The following is an 18,638-nucleotide window of genomic DNA, read 5'->3' as shown; positions in this document are numbered from 1 at the left end:
GCACCGTGGCAGCAGCAGAGCGTGCCGTCTCACGCCGACGGGGATCCGGTGGCGAGTTCGCGCTGAGGTGGCTGGGCCTTGAAGGTCCGCTGATCACGTATGAGGGCCCAAAGCACGTCGAGGCGGCGCCGGGCGAGGGCAAGGACAGCCTGTTTGTGGCTCTTGCCCTCGCTTCTCTTACGGTCGTAAAAGGCTTTGGATGTGGGGCAGAAGCGGGCGGCGATCTGGGCAGAGAGGTAGAAGACGCGCAGGAGTCGGCGGTGGTAGCGGTGTGGTCGGCGCATGTTGCCGCTGATCCGGCCGGAGTCGCGTGGGACCGGTGCGAGACCGGCGACCCCGGCCAGGCGCCCCGAACTACCGAAAGCGTCCATGTCCCCTCCGGTGCAGGCGATGAACTCTGCCCCCAGAAGTGGGCCCATTCCGGGCATGCTGACAATCACTTCCGCGTCGCGATGCTCACGGAAGCGGGCAGCGATCTGCAGGTCGATGTTGGAGATCTCCTCGTCCAGCGCCAGAACGGCCCTGGCCAGGGTGTGGGCCACAGCTGCGGCCGTGGCCTCCCCGGCGACAGCGGTGTGTTGGGCATGCGCCGCGGCGACTGCGGTGTCTGCCAGGGCCTGGGCGCCGCGCACTTTACGGTTCTTCAACCAGCTCGCCAGTCGGTTCGGACCGATCCGGCGCAGGGCAGCCGGCGTTTGGTAGCCGGTCAGCAGCACGAGGGCACCCTTGGATGCGGCGTAGCCGAACGCCCGCTCCAGAGCGGGGAAGTACTCCAGCAGCTGGGCCCGCAATCGGTTGATGGCCCGCGTGCGGTCGGCCGTCAGGTCGTAGCGGCGAGCGGTGAGGATCTTCAGGTCCACCGCGATCTCGTCCCAGTCCTGCAGGGGCTGCAGGTCCCGGCGCATCCGTGCCTGGTCGGCGATGACGTAGGCGTCCTTGGCGTCGGTCTTGCCATCCCCTCGGTAACCGCGTGAGGCATGGTGAACGGTGCGGCCAGGGATATAGAGGAGTCGTTGGCCGTGGCTGGTGAGCAAGGCGATCAGCAGGGCGGCTCCGCCCGCGTTAAGGTCGTGCCCAGGTCACCGGTGCGTCCTCGGCCAGTGCGAGGACGTCGCCTCGTCGTGAATGCGGCGCCGCCACCGACGGCAACGAGCCCGACGGCCGAGCGACCACCCCGGGCCGTCCCGCCCCGACTGGCGCCCCAGCGCCTCGATGACCGGCCGGGCCGATGCCCGTTCCTGCCCCGATACAGCAGTGAAACCAGAGGATGCTGATGCCTTGTCATGCACGCTGCCAGGAATCAGACTGGGCCGACAGACCGTGATCGCTGCAATCGTTCTTGTCGGAGAGGACCGGGGGGGATCCCTCCCATCGACCGGAAAGCGAGAGCACATGCGTCGACGCACGATCCTGGCCGGGATGGCAGGCCTCGGGGTGGGGACGGTTCTCCAGCCGTCGGCCTACGCGGAACCGCAGTCGCGGCCCAACGGGCCGTGGATCCAGCCGGAACAAACAGTCCAGAAAGCCGCATTGACGGCGAACTCCGAACTCGGCCCCAAACTCCAGAGCATCGCGGCCCGCTCGAAGGGCAGGATGGCCGTGGAGGTGGCCGGTCACTCGGCCGGCGGCTGGCCCATCCATCTCATACGGTTCGGCGAGCCCGCCGCCGGCAAGCTCCCCGTACTGATCCAGACCCAGATCCACGGCGGTGAACCTCTCGGCACCGAGGTCGCGCTGCATCTGATGCAGACGCTCGCCACCAGCTCGCATCCGACCGTCAAGGCGATCCTCGACCGGCTCGCGGTCTGGTTCATCCCGCGGCTCAACATGGACGGCGCCGACTTCCGGGACGCCGACGGCTTCCTCGTACAGCGGCGGCAGAACACCCAGCGCTGGACACCGCAGGAATGGGGACTCGCGGCGGGCACACCGGCGCCGTGGTATCTGCCCCGTACGCTGCTGGAGCCCGGCCGGGTCTCCGGCTACGACATCAACCGCGACTTCCACCCGGATCTGACGTTCCGGCTGAAGCCTGGCGACGAAGGCCTGTTGCCCGGACGCTCCGAGCTGCCGGGCTTCTTCGTAACGCCCGAGGCGCGCACCTCCGCGGCGGTCTTCCAGCGGATGCGGCCGAAGGTCTTCATCGACCACCACCACCGCGGCAGCAACACGCAGTCCGACACGGACAACCAGCTCACCACGCTCCAACTGGTCGGCATCGTCACCAAGGGCACCACCGGGTATCCGCTCGACCCGGCCGCCCGCGACCTGGGCTTCCGGGTCAATGTGCTCGTCTGGGACACCCTGCGCGCCCTGGGCCAGTCGGGCTTCGGAGGCATCACCCGCTACCCCGACGTCGAACTGCCGGGCACCGCGCTCGGATCGTACGCACTCAACGGCGCCGGAATCATGCTCTACGAGACGCGCTCGGTGGCCCAGAAGTCCATGGGCATGCTGATCCGCCAGTCGCTCATCGGGATGGGCACCACGCTCGAGAGCCTCGCCACCGGTGGCATCCAGAACGTCGACCCGGCCCGCTACTACGACATTCCGCCGGCCGGCCCGTCCATCGGCAATCCGCGCGACGACCTGTGAGGGAGGCACCCATGATCGGACGACGCACACTGCTCGGCGCTGCCGGCGTGCTGGCTGCCGGACTGGCCGGCGTCTCCACCGCCTCGGCGGACCCGGCGCATCTGCCGGGCGGGCCCTGCATCCAGCCGGACCAGAACGTCAGCCTGGCCAGCGTCGCGGGATACGACGACGTGGTCCGGCAGCTCGACCGTATCGCCCGGACCTCGCACGGACTCGTCAATGTCGGAACGGGCGGTCTGTCGGGCGAGGGACGCGAGCTGCTGTACGCCACCGTCGGCACTGGGCCGACCGTCTTCTGGCTGCAGGCCCGTATCCACGGCAACGAACTGCACAGCACCGAGGCCGTCCTCCAGATCCTCGGGCACCTGGCGAGCGGCGACCCGGCCGCCCGCCTCATCCGCGAGAAACTCACCGTCGTCGTCCTCCCCATGTACAACCCGGACGGCGCTGAGGCCAACATCCGCCAGAGCACCACCCCGACCCGTACCGACCTCAACCGTGACTGGGAGAACTTCGTCCAGCCGGAGTCGGTCGCCTACTGGAAGCTGTGGCGCCGGACCGCCCCGCAATTGAGCCTCGACCTGCACCACATGGGTCAGGCCCCGGTGGTCGCGGGAACGAACGACCTCAACCAGTTCCAGATCGGAGCCCGTTCCATCGCCCCGTCCCGGATGACAGCCGAACAGTGGCTCACCAACCGGCAGATGGCCATGGCCAGCGTCGACGCGCTGGACCACTACGGCCTGGCCAATGTCGCCCACTACCCGCTCATCGACATCACCAACGCCGTCTTCAGCCGCATGCTCATGGGTGGCACGGCCCCCGCCGGCGAACAGCCGGTGCTGCACACGCCGACCAAGGGCGCGATCTTCTACGAGGTCCGCTCGGTCGGCCAGAAGAGCAACGGCCAGCTGGAACGGCTCTTCACCATCCCCACGATGGCGGTTCTCACGGCAGCCGCCGACGGCTCCCTCGGCTCGTACGACGTCTCAGGCTACGGAAGTCTTCCGTTCGCCGTGCAGGAGCAGTGCGGCGGCAGCTGACGACTGCCGGACGCGGGTGGGCCTCGCCCCACGGCGCGGGGGCCACCGCACTAGGCCGTGTCTCATAATTGATCTTGTGGTGGGGCGAGGAGAACTGACAGACGCAGCCTGGTCGCGAATAGAGCCGTTGCTGCCGAAGCGTGACGGTGCAGGCCGCCCATGGCGGGACCACCGTCAGGTGGTCAACGGGGTGCTCTGGCGGTTGCGGACGGGTGCGCCGTGGCGTGATCTGCCGTCGCGGTACGGGCCCTGGCAGACCGTTTACCGGCGTTTCACCCAGTGGGAGAAGGACGAGGTCTGGGCGAAACTCCTGGAAGAAGTCCAGGTCCGCGATGACGCGGTGGGACCGACGGCCCCGGACACGAGCGTGAACCGTCCGCCCTTCTCCCGCACCAGCCAGCCCCGCTTCTCCAGCGCATAGGCACGGTGACGGATCTTCTCCACCTCGCTCTTGATCCCCGCATCCCGGCCCACCATGCGCGTCAACTCCACCCCGCTCACCGGCCCCGACGCGGCCACCACCGCGGCGAACACCTCCCGATACACGCCACTGAGCACCTCCTCACCCATGCCCGACCGCCACACCGGCGGCCGCTCGGCATACCCCGCGCCGGAGCCGCCCGATCCCCCAGCGGCAGTGGAGATCCGCAAGATCGTGTGCACGACGAACGCGATCGAGAGCGTCAACGCCCGCATCCGCAAGACTGTCCGGGCCCGTGGGTACTTCCCGAACGACCAGGCCGCTCTCAAGTGCGTCTACCTGGCCGTGATGAGCCTGGACCCCACGGACACCGGACGCAAACGCTGGACCATGCACTGGAAGGCCGCACTCCAAGCCTTCGACATCGCCTTCGATGGCCGGCTCACCGCCGGACGCCGCTAGAAAACACTGACCGAGTCCCACCGTTCGCTGTACAGACCCGCGGCAGAACGGCGGGCAGGCTGTGGCCGATCTCTACCCGGTGCGTGCCTTGGGTCACGGCCTTCGCGGTGGCGCACAGATGCGCCGTGCTGCCGTCCTGGGTGAACGATTCGACGCTGTACTCGGCGCCCGGGGCACAGCCCTGAATCAGGACGCGCACATCGGTCGGCATGCCGTACGTGCCGCGCGGGGCGCGGGCCGCCGACCTGATCTCCCGCCACGAGGGGGGCTGACCGCCGGGGCTGCTGACCGCGACCGGTCGGGCGCTGACGAGGCGACCGCCGCCCCGTCACCGCCAGGACCCTGCCCGTGCCCTCGCGGACGGGCGGCAAGTTTCGCGCACCGAGCCCCGGTTTACGCCCGTGGCCCGGGGAGCAGCACTCGTACTCCAAGGGCCCGTTCACCGGTCCGATGTACGGCGTGTGGCGCACCTACCGCTCAGGCGGGACCGGGGCGGCGGCCGGTACCGCGTCGGCCTTCTTGCCGGGCAACGTCAGCACGGGGAGGCTGACGTCCGGGAGGCCGCCGCGGCGACGGGGCAGGGGCCTTGCTGGCTGCGCCCACGGCCTCGGCGGAACGGAGGCAGCTACCGCTTGGCGGCCACGAATCCCCACTGGTCGACCGGTTCGCCGACGACAGGCTCTTCGGGGCGCCACAGGCTGATCGAGCCGAAGCCCGGCTCCACCAGCTCGAGTCCGTCCGCAAAGGTCCCCATGACCTCCCTGGGACGCGAGATGTACGGCATGGCGCCGCCACTGGCGTACTCGTCGGACCCGGCCTGCGTCTCCGGAGTCTCGATGGTGTCGCACAGCATCAAGTAGCTGCCCGCGGGCAGCGCGTCCAAGTAGCTGCGGAGCAGCGCCGCGGCCTCGCCCGAGTCGGCAACGTGTCCCAGCGTCGAGAGCACCATTACGGCCACCGGCCGGTCGAGGTCCAGCGTCCGGGCGGCCTCGCGCAACACAGTCTTCGCGTCCGTCAGGTCCGCGTGCACATAGTCCGTCGCCCCTTCAGGCCGGCTGGTCAGCAGGGCACGCGCGTGAGCCAGGACGATCGGGTCGTTGTCCACATACACGATGCGTGCTGTCGGCTCGACGTCCTGGGCGACCTCGTGCGTCGCGTTCGCGGTCGGCAGACCTGTGCCGAGATCCAGGAACTGGCGCACCCCGGCCTCACCGGCCAGAAAGCGCACCGCTCGCGCCTGGAATGCCCGCGAGGCGCGCGCTATCTCGATGATCTGCGGGTACAGCTCCTCCATCGTAGCCCCGAGCCGACGGTCCACCTCGTAGTTGTCCTTGCCACCCAGCCAGTAATTCCACACCCGCGCAGAATGCGGCGTGCCCGTTTCGATTCCGTCCACCGGCGTCCGGATGCCTTGCTCGTCAGTCATCGGCCCTCTTCGTGTCGCACATCGGTTGCGCGGACGGCATTCGTACCGCGCACGCCCATGCTTCCTCACCAGCATCGTCCGCACCAGCCCGACAAGGGAGTAACTCCCTTGTCGGGCACGGACGCAGAACGGGGCACACCCCGTCCGGGAAGAGCGCGCGGTGCACTCGTGCCGACCGTGCATCAGGCTGTCGAGGATCACCGGGGTGAGACCGGCGCCCGGAAGAGCTCGGCAGTTTGTTCGGGCGTCACCAGGCACTCGGACCGGCCTTGGCTTGAGCCGCCCGCCGAGTGATAGGCCCTTGTGCCGGCCATTCCCTGTCAAGTTCAGCGTGTTGAAACTTGGGGTCGTGTCTGAGGGCCGACAGCTGGCGGCTGTCGGCCCTCAGGGATGAAGAGGTCAGCGGGGGTCCAACTCTCGCCGCGCGTCCCGTCGCGCGTCCAGGGACGTCTTGAGAACAGCGGACCGCGGCCTGCCAGTCAGCAGGATCTGCGTCCCTGCCGCGATCAGGCCGCCGAGCGGGCCCCGGACCTCCTCGACCGCGACTTCGTCGCCAGTGCCCCCAACCGCTGCTGGGTCGCCGACTTCACGCACGTCGCCACCTGGAACGGGGTCGTCTACGTCGCCTTCGTCGTGGACACTTTCTCCCGTCGCATCGTCGGCTGGTCCGCCTCCACCACCAAGGAGACCAGGCTCGTCCTGGGCGCCCTGGAGATGGCGCTGTGGCAGCGCGACCGGGACGGATTCCCGCACGCACAGGGCGAGTTGATACATCACTCGGACGCGGGGTCGCAGCCCAGGTTCAAGGAGTCGTCGCAACACTTCCGTTTTGTGTTGATTGTAGATGACTGTTGAGAGTCTCGGAGGGTGTTCTCCAGCCAAGGGTTTTGCGGGGGCGGCCGTTGAGGGCGGTGGCGACGGCAGCGACGAAGGCCGCTGCCAGAGTGAAGGTGACAAGCCGGGCGCGCAGGGCGATCTTCACGGGGGCTCCTCGGCTCGGCTGTCGGTTGGCGGTTGGCGGTGGATCGGGCGGGGCTCGTGGATCAGAGCACGCGAACGTGCACCTGGGAGGAGGATCCCTCGACCGACGCGCCGCCGGCGTAGACCACCTTCAGGGTGCGCAGGCCCCGTTGATTCATCGTCAGCGCAGTCGAGGCCGTGCCGCCGGCCGAGAGTGTGAGGGTCTTGACCCGGTGCCCGTTCTCGTAGACCAGCACGCTCCCGCCCGGTGTGCCCGCCGTGGTCGAGACCGTGACCGTGAGCGTCACCGACTGCTTCTTCTTCACCGACGTCGCGGAGAGGCCGACGACGACCTGAGACTTCGCCGCGGTCACCCTGGCGGTCTCGGCCGAGGTCGACGACGCCGGAGCCTTTCCGGCCTTGGACGCGGTCACCGTCACCGACAGCCGATGCCCCATGTCGGCCCGGACCAGCCGGTAGGTCGAGGCGTTCGCGGCGCTGATCGGATGCCCGTCGCGGCGCCACTGGTAGGCGAACGACAGGCCCTTGGTGTTCCACGAACCCGTGGTCGCGGTCAGCGCCGAGCCGTACTTCGGTGTCCCGGCGATCTGGGGAGCGACCAGGGCCTTGATGGTGTCCACGTCCGCCAGGTCGACGGCCACCGAGTGCACCGGCTCCGGGTTTCCGGCCACGTCGGTGGAGAAGAAGTCGACCGTGTGCCGGCCGAAGCCCTCGACCGCGGGAGTCTCGCCGGCCAGCACCTTCCAGGCGCTCCCGTCGATCCGGTAGGTCGTCGTCGCGACGCCGCTGAGCGTGTCCTGGGCGGTGAAGCCGACCGTGGCCCGGTCTGCCTCCGCCGTCCCGGGCCCGCGGGTGACCGCGAGCTGGGTGACGGGAGCGGTCCCGTCGATCCATATTTGCGCAGTCCGCTGACCGGTGGAGTTGCCGGCCGTGTCCTTCGCCCGGTAGTAGACCGAGTGCTTGCCGTCACCGCTGACCATGACCGGAGCGACGTACGCCTGCCAACCGGCGGACTGGCCGACCTCGACCGAGGGAGCGGTGTCCCGGTTGTCGACGGCGGTGACGGCCACGGAGGCGTCACCCCGGTACCAGCCGTTGTCGCCAGGCGCGGCGGCACTGGTCACCGTCGCGGAGGCCAGCGGAGCCAGGCTGTCGTCGGACACCGGCAGCACCCAGCTGTCAGCGATCGACGGGTCGAAGTAGCCCGAGGCATCGAGCGGGAACTCGTACTTGATCCGTACGGTGCCGTCGTTGTCGATCGCGGCGGGATCATCGATGACCGTCTGATAGGTCTTCGTGCCCATACCGGTCTCGGTGCGCTTCAGCATGTACGTCTTCACCAGGGTGTCGTCGACGTAGATGTTGTACTTCTTCGTCCTGGCGCCGTCGAACGTCTCCCGGTTGCGGAGCATGAAAGGCTTACCCGGCGTCACATGCACCACGGCCGAGTACCACGAGCCCGGGTTGGCCGAGTTCGCATAGCGTCGGTCGAGGCCGGCTTCGATGTTCGTCCCGCTGGCCGGTGCGGCCATGATTGCGTGGGCATTCTCCGAAGCCGCGTTGCCGAAGTCGACGTAGTCGAGGACATCCTGCGTCGGCGGTACCGCGAGGTTGACCCTGATCGTCGCGTTCTTGCTGGCGAGCATCGCACCCTCATCGACGAAGTCGACCTCGGCGTCCTGGTCACCCGCGACGGTCTCGAGTCCGGGGAACAGCGGGAGTACGACGACCTTGGTCGCCCCGGGCTCGATCGTGACCCGGTCGGAGGCGGGCGGGGTCTTCCACCCTTCCGGCAGGACCGCCGTGACCTGGCCCGACACGGCGGAGCGGCTGTTGTTCTTGACCGTCGCGGTCAGAGTGGCCTTCTCGTCGGAGCCGTCGACCGGGTTGGCCGACGTCACGGTGGTGATGTCAACGCCCGACGTCACCGAGACCCACGGCGTCGAGTCGTTCAGGGTGAACGTCCCGTACTGGCTGGTGAAGGTCAGCTTGACCGAGGCGTCATACGTGCCGGGCTTCTGGTGTTTCGGCACACTGACCGTGAACGGCAGTTGTGCGCTGTCGCCCGCTCCGACCGTGTCCTTGGTCGAGCTGGTCGGGTCGACATTCCAGTCGTCGACCGTCACGACGGCCTTCAGATCGCTGATCGCGACATCACCGGCATTCGCAATCCCGATCGTTCCGGGGACGCTCGCTCCGGGCAGCCCCGGCTCGGCGACGGGCGGGACAATCACCGAGATTCCGAGACTCGCGGCGACCGCCTTGCCGAACAGCGCCTCGATCGACTCCAGACGGGTCGTCAGGTCGTTCTTGACCGGTCCGTCGACCGACGAGTCGGCCAGCCAGGTCTTGAGGGTACGGATGGTCGCCACGCCGTCGCTCAGCCGCTGCGATGCCTGACCCGAATCGCCTGCGACGTCCGCCGCGAGGGCATCCTCGACCTTGCCGCTCGCGGTGTCGAGTGCCCCACCGATGTGGGTGCGGCTCGCCGCACCGAGGTCACCCGCTGTTGCCAGGTCGCCGGCATGGTCGTCGGTCTTGTGGATTTCAGAGACGATGTCGCCGAACAGGGCGCGCTTGGTGTCGGAGTGGATCGAGTACGAACCCGAGCCGACGGTGAACGTCACGACGCCCTTGCCGACCGATACATCGCTGACACCATCGGCCTTCGTGATCGGCGTGCCGCCCTCGGTCACGGCCTCGATGTTTCGGGCCGGGATGCTGACTCTCGAGGTCGTGTTGACCGGGACCGTGATGTCCAGGGACATTCCCTGATCGGTCTTCTTCCAGTTCGAGCCGATCGTCCCGTACACGGATTCGTAGGTTCCATGGCCGCTGGTCAGGTCGCCGCCCATGGCCGGGGCGATCTTCGACTCCTTGTAGCCGGCCTTGGTCGCCGAGATGCCGCCGATGTTCTGATACATCCAGTCACCGACCGCGCCATAGGCGTAGTGGTTGAAGGAGTTCATGCTGACATCGCCGAAACTGCCATCGGGGTTGATCGAGTTCCAGCGTTCCCACATCGTGGTGGCACCGTGCTCGATCTCGTAGCCCCACGACGGGTAGTCCTTCTTGAGGATCATCGTGTAGGCCAGGTCGGACCGCCCGATGCTGCTGAGCGCCGGCAGAAGCCACGGTGTTCCGAGGAACCCGGTCGTGAGGTGGTAGTCGCTGGTCTTGAGCTTGGCGACGAACTTCTCGCCGACCTTCTCGCGCAGCGCCGGATCGGTCACGAGATTCATGCCGAGCGCCATGGCGTATGCCGTCTGGCTCCCGCCTTGGACCGTGCCGTCGGCCGCCACGAGCTTCGACGTGAAGGCATCGCGCACATCGGCTGAGAGCTTCGCATAGGTCGCCGAGTCGGCGTCCTCACCGATCGCCTTCGCCATCTCCGAAAGCATGCGCGCGTCTTCGGCGTAGTACGCGGTGCCGAGGACATCGGTGCCGGTGTTGTCGTCGAGGTTGAGCCAGTCGTTCCAGTTGCCACGCGCCGAGTCGATGAGGTCGTCGCCCGCGCCGTTCTTCACGAAGCCGAGGAACTTCTTCATCGACGCGTAGTTGGCCCGCACGATGGCGTTGTCACCCTGCGCGTGCCACACCGCGTACGGCACCGTGACCGCCGAGTCGGACCAACCGAGGCCACTGCCCATGTCGATCGTCGGCACCGATGGAGCGATGCCCGGGTAGTTGCCATTGCTATAGGCGGAGTCACGCAGGTCGGTCGTCCACTTGCCGAGGAACGCGCGGGTGTCGCGCAGGTAACTCGCGGTCGGCGAGAAGACGTTGATGTCGCCGGTCCAGCCGAGGCGCTCGTCACGGGCCGGGGTGTCGGTCGGGATCGACAGGAAGTTGCCGCGCTGTCCCCACGAGATGTTGCTCTGGAGCTGGTTGAGCATCGCGTTGGAGGTCGTCAGCGTTCCGGTCGCCTTGAGATCGGAACCCCAGACGACGCCGGTGACATCGCCGAGTTCGGGTGCGCTCGTGACATTCGAGATCTCGAGGTAGCGGTAGCCGTGCTGCGTGAACTTCGGTTCGTAGACGACCGTGCCGCTCGTGCTGAACGTGTAGTAGTCGGTGACCTTGGCCGCGCGGAGGTTGGCGGTGTAGAGGCTCCCGTCCTTGTTGAGGACCTCGCCGTAGCGGATCTTGACGGTCTGTCCCGTGACGCCCTGCAGGCGCATCCGGGCGACGCCGACCATGTTCTGGCCGAGGTCGTAGACGTAAGTGTCGGCGGAAGGACTGGTCCTGGTGAGTGCCGGAAGCTCGCCGGTCGCGCGCACGGGCTCATCGGGCTGCGGCACCAGCTTGGCGGTGTCGGAGGCGCCGACTGTGGCAGGGTTCCACGCCGCGTCGTCGTAGGCGGGGCGGTCCCAGCCGGGCTGTTCGGCCCCTGCGTCATACGTCTCACCGTCGATGTTGTCGGCAGCCACGTATGGACCCGAGTGGCTCTTCCACGTGCCGTCGGTCTTGATGACCTGATGGGTGCCGTCGGTGTAGTCGATGCGCACCTGCGCGATCAGGCCGACCGAGTTGCCGAACATGCCGGGGCCCCACATGCCGACCTTGCCGGCCCACCAGCCGTCACCGAGCTCCGCGCCGATCGCGTTCCGGCCGTTGGCAAGCTGATCGGTGACGTCATAGGTCTGGTACTGGATGCGCTTCCTGTAGTCGGTGTCGCCAGGGGCCAGAAACTGGTCGCCGACCTTCTTGCCGTTGAGCTCCAGCTCGTAGGTGCCGTGCGCGGAGGCGTACACCCTGGCCCGGGCGACCGTCTTGTCGGGGTCGGTGGTGAACTCCTTGCGCAGAAGCGGCAGATTGCTGTCGCTGGTCCGCAGGATCGCGTCGAGCTTCTTCTCCACGAGCAGGCCGTCCGGCGTCAGGGTGCCGCCGGTGAACGGGTCGGTGGGCCCGGAGAAGTCGGTCCGGAACAGCACGTCGCCGGCCTTCGAGGTGACCTTGACCGCGTGGATGTGCGCTGTCTCGGGTCCCTCGTTGGCGAGGTCCTGGCGGAAACCGATGAAGCCCTTGGCGAACGTGGCATCGGTGCGGCTGTCGATCTCGGCGCCATCGAGCCTCGTGGTGATCGTGGGGCCGTCGACGGTGATCGACAGGCGGTGTGTGCCGGTGAGCAGTTGGGCGGATGTCAGGGTCGTGATCGGGATGTTCCCGAGCAGGGAGTAGCCGCCGTTGACCTTCTTGTGCGGCCGGAACTTCGGGACTGCGGTCCCGTCGGCGGTGCTGACCTGCCACATGTACGCGTTCCCGGTGTCCGACGCGCGCAGGTAGACGCCCAACGCCAGGTTGTCGAGGGTGAAGTCGACGTCTGTGGTGTAGTCGGTCCACTTGTCCATCTCGCCGCCGGCGGACTTGCCGATCCAGTCGCCGGTCCACTCGGCGGCGTCCAGGATGCCGGTCTCGAACCAGCTCGGAGCGCTCCAGTCGCCGGCCTGGTCGTCGCCGTCCCAGACCCTGGCCTGCCAGTAGTAGCGGGTCTGCGAGGCCAAGTCCGGCCCGGCGTAACGCACGTCGAGCTGGTCGCTCGACTCGACCTTCCCCGAGGACCACACGTCGTCGGCGGCTGCGCTCGTGCCGACCCGGACCTCGTACGCGCTCTGCACCACGCCACGGGCGCCCGACGTCGACTTCCAACTGAACGTCGGGGCGTTGCCCGCGATGCCGAGCGGGTCGGTCCGGGCGTTCGTCTGGAGAGCGCCGACCGCGAGGCCGTTCCCCTTCGTTGCACCGGCCGCCGGGTCCGCGACCAGGAAGGCGACGGTCACCATGACGAGGGCCGCAAGCAGCGCGAAGAACCGGCGCCCCACTGGGGCGGCGGGTGGGACAGGGAGTGCGGCAACTGGTCTGGCAGGCGTCATGCCGACGGGCCTTTCGTGGCAAGAGGGGGCCCTCGCGGTTCCCACTGCGAGGTGAAACGTTCCAAAAATGATGTGGCAGCCGTCACATGTCAAGGGTTTGGACAAACATCGGCCACCGCACTTGATTGCGCCCAGGTGCGCAACCACGCCATCGAGCCCACGCCTACCGTTGATTGAAACGACACATTGTCAAGCCGTGGCGGCGATCTCAGCTGAGCTCACCGCGAACCGCCCAGACGACCGCCTCGATCGGCGTCCCACGTCGAGGAGGTCTCACAGGGCCCGCAAACCTGCGGCGCAGGGCCCGCTCGCTGGTGTCGAGTTCGCGTGCCGGCGCCTCGGGCGCGCGCCCAGCCGCGCGCCGGACGACGCGGGTCGAAGTTGATCCCCAGGGCGGCGAAACGGGCGGTGGTTCGGCGTACATGGCCCTGCGGTCGATCCGCCGGCCGGAGCCAAGTCAGGCGACCGCGCCTGCGCTTGCCGGAAACCCCATCCATGCTGCTCACGCCGCATGCTGGTACTCATTCAGGATGCCGCCGAGGCGTTCACGTCGGCGTATGTCGAGGCGGGCTATCTCGTCCGGATTGGCAATCGGTGTGGGCAAGGGGCGTAGCGGTCGAGTGTTCGCGATGCCCTGGTGTGGGCGGTGGGAGTTGTAGAACTGCTCGAACTCGCGCAGGGCATGCAGCAGATGGCGCTGGTTCCAGATCAAGGTGCGGTCTAGGAGCTCGCGTCGGCAGGTCTGCACCCATCTTTCCGTGATCGAGTTCATCCTCGGCGTCCGGACAGCGCTGAGCACGGTCTCGATCCCCGCGTCCTTGAGGATCGCGTCGAACAGGGCCGGGAACTTGCCATCCCTGTCCCGGATCAGGAACCGGGCCCGGCAGCCGGCGTCCTTAAGGTCCATGACGAGATTCTTCGCGGCTTGCGCCACCCAGGAGGCGGTCGGGTGCGCGGTGGCGCCCAGGATCCGGATCCGTCGGTTGGTGTGCTCGATAACGGCGAAGACGTACAGCCGCGCCCCGGACAGGGTGACCGTCTCGAGAAAGTCGCATGCGAGCAGGGCGTCTGCCTGTGAGCGCAGGAAGTCGGCCCAGGTGCTGGAGGAGCGCTGGGGCGCGGGATCGGTCCCGGCCTCCTTCAAGATCTCCCAGACGGTGGACGCGGCCACCTTCACCCCCAGCACGAGCAGCTCGCCATGCACCCTCCTGTAGCCCCAACTGGGGTTCTCGTTCGCCAGGCGCAATACCAGGGCCCGGGTGACTCCTCCCCCACCTTCAGGACTCCGTTGGGGAATCCGCAAACCGGTGATGACGAGCTGCCTGGACTGCCATGATCGTCCTGTTCATCGATCGAGGGCGGGGACTGGATGTCGTTGGAGCCGCGGGTTGATCGCGGGGTGCCGGAGCTGACGGCGCGGGTGGTGCGGGCGTCGTTCCCGAAGGGGGTGCTGGCGGTCCGGGTCCGGGAGGCGCTCGGTCCGCTGTTCGAGGACGAGTCCTTCGCCGAGGCGTTCCCGAAGCGGGGGCGGCCGGCGGTCTCGCCCGGGGCGTTGGCGTTGGTGTCGGTGCTGCAGTATGCGGAGGGGCTCACCGACCGGCAGGCCGCCGACCAGGTGAGGGCCCGGATGGACTGGAAGTTCCTCCTGGGCCTGGAGCTGGACGACCCGGGGTTCGACTTCTCCGTCCTGGGCGACTTCCGTGCCCGGCTGATCGAGCACGGGCTGGAGGAGAAGGTCCTGGACCTGGTCCTTGAGCGGATCTCCGCACTCGGACTGCTGCGCGCGGGTGGCCGTCAGCGCACCGACTCCACCCATGTCCTGGCCGCCGTGCGGACACTGAACCGGATGGAGTTCGTCGGCGAGACCCTGCGCGCGGCCCTGGAGGCCCTGGCAGCAGCGGCCCCCGCGTGGCTGTCCACGCTGGCCACGGCCGGCTGGGTCAAGCGTTATGGCGCGCGGATCGACTCCTACCGCTTCCCCAAGGGCGACAACGTGCGCCGGGAGTGGGCCGAGCAGGTCGGCCAGGACGGGTTCACGGTGCTGGACACCGTCGACGCGCCGGGGGCGCCGACGTGGCTGCGCGAGGTCCCCGCCGTCCAGGTCCTGCGCCGTGCCTGGGGCGAGCAGTACCACCGCGACGGGAAGGGGGTGCGCTGGCGGGAGGGCAGGGACCTCCCGCCGAGCAGAGAACGCCTGTCCTCGCCCTACGACCTCGATGCCCGCTACGGGACCAAGCGCGGCTCCGGCTGGTGCGGCTACAAGACCCACCTGAGCGAGACCTGTGAGCCCGACGCCCCGCACCTGATCACCCACGTGGCCACCACCGACGCCACGGTCACAGACACCGAGCTGACCGATTCCATCCACCAGGGCCTGGCGACAAGGGAGTTGACGCCGGACGAGCACGCGGTGGATGCCGGCTACGTCACCGCCGCCCACATCGTCACCGCCCGCGACGACCACGGCGTCGACCTGCTGAGCCCGGTCGGACTCGACACCTGCCATGACCGGTCAGGCGAAGAGCACTTCGCCCAGAGCGCCTTCACCATCGACTGGGATCGCCGACAGGTCACCTGTCCCCGGGGCGCGACCAGCGTCAGCTGGTCCGACCAGCGCAAGGCCAGTGGTACCCCGCTGGCCCGCATCCATTTCGCCGTCACCGACTGCGCGGCCTGTCCGCTGCGGGCCAGGTGCACCACGGCCACCAACGGCAAGTGGGGACGCAGCCTGACCCTCCTGCCCCGCGAGCAGCAAGAAGTCCTGGCCCAGCGCCGCCGGGAACAGCAGACCGAGGAGTGGAAGAAGCGCTACGACGTCCGCGCAGGTGTCGAAGGCACCATCTCCCAAACCGTCCGCCGCACGCGCTGCACCGGTCTACCCAAGACGCACCTCGGCAACGTGTTCGCCGCCACCGCGATCAACATCATCCGACTCGACGCCTGGCTCACCGGCACCCCGCTCGGCCAGACCAGAACCTCACACCTGGCCCGCCTCGAACTCGCCGCCTAACCATGATCACGACAGCCAGTTTGCGGATTCCCCAACGGAGTCCTGAAGGTGGGGGCTTCTCGCTAGGCCGGTTGGGCTTCGCGACGGACCAGCCCGGCCCGTAGAACGTTCAGGGCGCCCACCGTGTCCGCGTGTGCCTGGTGGCCGCACGAGACGCAGCGGAACTTCTGTTGTGTGGGCCGGTTCTCCTTGGCGGTGTGCCCGCATACGGGGCACCGCCGGGAGGTGTTGCGGGGGTCCACGGCCATCACTTCCCGTCCGGCGCATTCTGCCTTGGCGGTGAGGATCGTCAGGAACACCCCCCATCCGGCATCAGCGATCGAACGGTTCAGCCCGGCCTTGGCGACGGCCCCGTTGGGCAGGAAGCTGCCCGGCGTGGCGGGGTCCGGCTTCGGAGCCGGGACCTTGCTCATGTTGCGGATCCTGAGGTCTTCGTGCGCGATGAAATCGTGGTCACGCACCAGGTTCAGCGCGGTCTTGTGCGCGTGGTCCAGGCGCTGACGGCGGACCTTGCGGTGCAGCCGCGCCACAACCTCCACGGCCTTGCGTCGGCGCTTCGAGCCGCGCTTGCACCGGGCGAGGGCCTGCTGCGCGGCTTCGAGCTTCGCGGCGGCCTTCGCCCCGTGCCGGGGGTTGGGCACGAACTCGCCGTGGGAGTCGGCGAGGAAGTTCGCTATGCCCAGGTCGATGCCGACCATGCTGCCGGTCGCCGGTAGGGGCTCGGGCTGTTCCTGGTCGGCGGTGAGGATGACGTACCAGCGCCGCCCTTCGCGCTTGACGCTGATCGTCTTGACCTTCCCGGCCACCGGCCGGTGCTGGTGCACCTTGACGTGCCCGACGCCCTGGAGGCGGACGCGGGTGACGGGGTCGTGCGGGGTGGCATCCCAGCGGCAGCCGTCGCCGTCCTTCGGGAAGTCCACGGTGTCGAACCGCTTGCCCGAACGAAAGCGCGGATACCCCGGTGCCTCTGCGGCCTTGACCCGACGGAAGAAACCGGTGAACGCCTTGTCCAGCCGTCGCAACGTCGCCTGCTGAGAAGAGAACGACCAACGTCCCTGACGTTCCGGGTCGAAGGCCCGGATGTCCTTGAGCTGGGCGGACTGCTGCCCGTACCGGACCGTCGTCTTCGAGCTGTGCCGGTAGGCATCGCGGCGTTCTTGCAACGCGCCGTTGTAGAGCGAGCAGTGATCCCGCAGCATCTCGGCGAGCGCGCCCTGCTGGCCCACGGTGGGCCGCATGAGGAACTTGTACGCACGGATCATCCGGCCCACCCCCTTCCTGGCCCGCTTCGGAGATCATACTACGCTTGGCGTATGTCACCACGATGGGAACCAAACCCCGATATTCGTACCGGTCGCCACGTCGCCTCCCACCTCCATGCCCACTTGGTGTTCGTCACCAGGTACCGGCGCGGCGTGTTCGATGACGACATGCTGAAGCGGTGCGAGGAGATCATGCGCGAGGTCTGCGGCACGTTCGAGGCGGAGCTGCGGGAGTTCAACGGCGAAGCCGACCACGTGCACCTGCTGGTGCACTACCCGCCGAAGGTCACCCTGTCGAAGCTGATCAACAGCCTCAAGGGCGTCAGCTCCAGGTACCTGCCAGCGGAGTACACCGGGCGAATCAACCGGATCGGCATGGGGCCGGTGTTCTGGTCCCGCTCCTACTTCGCGGGATCCTGCGGCGGAGCACCGCTGACCATGATCCGCCAGTACATCGAAGAGCAGAAGCGGCCTGCCTGACCATCCCCCAGGCACAGCGAACTCCGGCGCCTCGCGCCTCCGGACCATGGATGCGTTTCCCTCCCCGACTGAAGCCGGGGATACCCACGCAAGATCAGGGATGGAGTGCACGGTCCGCGGTCGTCCTGGGCGCTTGGGGCGGGAGGCGGCGCCGTGGCGGCGTGCGAGAAGGTCGCGATGCCAGCGCAGTAGCGTGTCCGGGCGTACCAGCAGCCGCACTCTGCGGAGCACATCCCTCGGGAGTCGGTGCAGTAGCGCCGCCAGGAATGCCCGATCGCTCAGGGTGAACCGCACCCTCTTCTCGCCCAGTTGGCGTTCCAGGACCGTGATCTGATGGCGCAGGGCGAGGATCTCCGCGTCCTTCTCTCGATCGCTCATCGGTAGCAGGCGCAGCAGGGCGAACGCGTTCGCCATGCCCGGTACGCCAGTCGAAGCAGCATGGTCGATCATCATGCCGTGGTGATCAACAACCCACGCGAGGGCACTGGCTCAAGCGACCGCCGTGGACATCGCCTACACCGTGCACACCGGCTCCCACCGGCGCGGATGAGGCTATCGGCAGGCGCAACGTCGTCGCTTCCACGAGATCCGCTCACCCGAAGTACGTCGTGGTCTTGCTGACCCATTGGGACAGTGTGATCTGCATGGGCAGGGCCGCCCGGTCCGGGCTGCGGCGACGGGGCGAGGCGTGGCCGCATTCGGCCCGGGTGACCGCGCACATCCGCCGATTTTGGCCTCTGCCGCAGGCCAGGGCGTCGCGGAGAAGGGACAGATGTGCCGCCACGGCTGCGAGGCAGTCATGCTCGTCCCGGCATGTGTCGCAGGTTGCCAGGTGAGACCCCACCGCGCTCGCCTCATCGGGTGCGAGAGTCTTGAGCGCGTATCCGGCCAGCAGTTCACAGAACCTGCGGCATTCCCCGACGGCTGCCTCGTCGCCGTACTCCGTGGTCAGGCAGTGGGCTCCGATCATGGCGAAACCTCCGTTCATGGTCTCACCATCTCCCAGGAACGGCCCCCCGCGCGTCGTCCCCGCGCAGCGACTTACGGCTACCACGGCCGCAGTATCCACCGCGCCAGCCTACGGC

The 18,638-nt window shown here is 68.1% G+C and carries 8 protein-coding genes and 5 pseudogenes; 7 read left to right on the top strand and 6 right to left on the bottom strand.

Going from position 1 to position 18,638, the window contains the following annotated elements; translation table 11 throughout:
* Positions 1-29: 29 nt before the first annotated feature.
* Positions 30-1,116: pseudogene (locus OG395_RS54115) on the bottom strand (IS110 family transposase); the annotation flags it as partial.
* Positions 1,117-1,392: 276 nt separating this feature from the next.
* Here OG395_RS54115 and OG395_RS54110 point away from each other — a divergent pair.
* The 4 genes and pseudogenes from OG395_RS54110 to OG395_RS54095 all read left to right on the top strand — a co-directional run.
* Positions 1,393-2,595 (top strand): M14 family zinc carboxypeptidase, encoded by a 1,203-nt coding sequence (locus OG395_RS54110; RefSeq protein ID WP_327241219.1) that lies wholly within the window; start codon positions 1,393-1,395, stop codon positions 2,593-2,595.
* 11 nt (positions 2,596-2,606) lie between these two features.
* Entirely contained in the window at positions 2,607-3,638 is a 1,032-nt protein-coding gene (locus OG395_RS54105) for a M14 family zinc carboxypeptidase (protein ID WP_327241220.1), read from the top strand.
* Between the two features lie 76 nt (positions 3,639-3,714).
* Positions 3,715-4,014, top strand: a pseudogene (locus OG395_RS54100) (IS5 family transposase); the annotation flags it as partial.
* 261 nt (positions 4,015-4,275) lie between these two features.
* A pseudogene (locus tag OG395_RS54095) lies at positions 4,276-4,521 on the top strand (transposase); the annotation flags it as partial.
* A gap of 625 nt (positions 4,522-5,146) precedes the next feature.
* On the opposite strand, the gene OG395_RS54090 reads toward OG395_RS54095, so the two are convergent.
* Entirely contained in the window at positions 5,147-5,947 is an 801-nt protein-coding gene (locus OG395_RS54090) for an SAM-dependent methyltransferase (RefSeq protein WP_266993504.1), read from the bottom strand.
* A gap of 519 nt (positions 5,948-6,466) precedes the next feature.
* On the opposite strand from OG395_RS54090, the pseudogene OG395_RS54085 reads away from it, so the two are divergent.
* Positions 6,467-6,742, top strand: a pseudogene (locus tag OG395_RS54085) (DDE-type integrase/transposase/recombinase); the annotation flags it as partial.
* Positions 6,743-6,990: 248 nt separating this feature from the next.
* On the opposite strand, the gene OG395_RS54080 reads toward OG395_RS54085, so the two are convergent.
* Together OG395_RS54080 and OG395_RS54075 are read right to left on the bottom strand one after the other, a co-directional pair.
* Positions 6,991-12,801, bottom strand: a complete 5,811-nt coding sequence (locus tag OG395_RS54080) for a family 78 glycoside hydrolase catalytic domain (protein WP_327241221.1) — start codon at positions 12,799-12,801, stop codon at positions 6,991-6,993.
* Positions 12,802-13,303: 502 nt separating this feature from the next.
* Positions 13,304-14,059: pseudogene (locus OG395_RS54075) on the bottom strand (integrase core domain-containing protein); the annotation flags it as partial.
* 111 nt (positions 14,060-14,170) lie between these two features.
* On the opposite strand from OG395_RS54075, the gene OG395_RS54070 reads away from it, so the two are divergent.
* Positions 14,171-15,811 carry an IS1182 family transposase gene (locus OG395_RS54070; RefSeq protein ID WP_442818493.1) on the top strand — a complete coding sequence of 547 codons (1,641 nt, stop codon included), beginning with the start codon at positions 14,171-14,173 and terminating at the stop codon, positions 15,809-15,811.
* A gap of 62 nt (positions 15,812-15,873) precedes the next feature.
* On the opposite strand, the gene OG395_RS54065 is transcribed toward OG395_RS54070, so the two are convergent.
* Complete coding sequence (locus OG395_RS54065; protein ID WP_327241223.1) at positions 15,874-17,073, bottom strand: RNA-guided endonuclease InsQ/TnpB family protein; 1,200 nt, start codon at positions 17,071-17,073, stop codon at positions 15,874-15,876.
* 51 nt (positions 17,074-17,124) lie between these two features.
* On the opposite strand from OG395_RS54065, the gene tnpA reads away from it, so the two are divergent.
* On the top strand, positions 17,125-17,553 hold the full coding sequence (tnpA, locus tag OG395_RS54060; RefSeq protein ID WP_327241224.1) for an IS200/IS605 family transposase: 429 nt from the start codon (positions 17,125-17,127) through the stop codon (positions 17,551-17,553).
* A gap of 592 nt (positions 17,554-18,145) precedes the next feature.
* Here tnpA and OG395_RS54050 read toward each other — a convergent pair.
* Positions 18,146-18,541: a zf-HC2 domain-containing protein gene (locus OG395_RS54050; RefSeq protein WP_327241225.1), complete on the bottom strand. Its 396-nt coding sequence runs from the start codon at positions 18,539-18,541 to the stop codon at positions 18,146-18,148.
* Positions 18,542-18,638: the final 97 nt, after the last annotated feature.

This window comes from Streptomyces sp. NBC_01320, from assembly GCF_035974375.1.
GTDB classification, from domain to species: domain Bacteria; phylum Actinomycetota; class Actinomycetes; order Streptomycetales; family Streptomycetaceae; genus Streptomyces; species Streptomyces yanii.
This window is presented reverse-complemented; position numbering and strand designations above follow the sequence as displayed.